The sequence below is a fragment of the Kribbia dieselivorans NBRC 106261 genome (assembly GCF_001552435.1).
GTDB lineage: Bacteria > Actinomycetota > Actinomycetes > Actinomycetales > Dermatophilaceae > Kribbia > Kribbia dieselivorans.
Map to the genome: position 1 here is coordinate 1 of NZ_BCRE01000310.1, position 515 is coordinate 515.

General features: G+C 67.6%; 1 protein-coding gene. It reads right to left on the minus strand.

What is annotated here, in order from left to right; genetic code table 11:
- Positions 1-515: IS1634 family transposase (locus KD1_RS16055; protein ID WP_157073437.1), on the minus strand; the 515-nt coding region annotated here is incomplete at both ends.

Below are 515 nucleotides of genomic sequence, written 5' to 3' on the forward strand. Positions count from 1 at the left end.
CGATCGTGACGGTGATCTGCTGCAGGGGTCGTAGCGCGTGGATGATCTTCTTGATGCTCAGCCCGGTCGCGTTCTGGAGGTAGCGGGCGACTGCGAGGGCGGCGAACACGATCGTGAGGTGGGCTTCGATCGCGTCGCGGGTGTGGTGGAACATGGGCCTGGCCCGCAGGTCGGTTTTGGACATCCGGAACGACTGCTCGACGTGCCACAGGTCGTGGTAACTGGTGATGACCTCGCTCGCGGGCATGAGGTGGGCGGGGATGTTGGTCACGTACCCCTTCAGCCCGACCAGCCGCCGCGCCCGCGCCAGTGAGGCCTCGTCAAGGGTGGTGGCGCCGTTGCTGGTCTTGACGAACCGTGGCGTTCGGGCGGCCTTCTCACCCGACACCACCGCGATGGCTCGGTTCTCCTGCAACGTCAGCGTCTTCGCGTCCCGGGCGGCTCGTTTGGCGGAGTAGGCCCACACCGCCCGCCACGACAGCGCGTGCTCGTCGGGGTGCCACACCGGTTCGGCC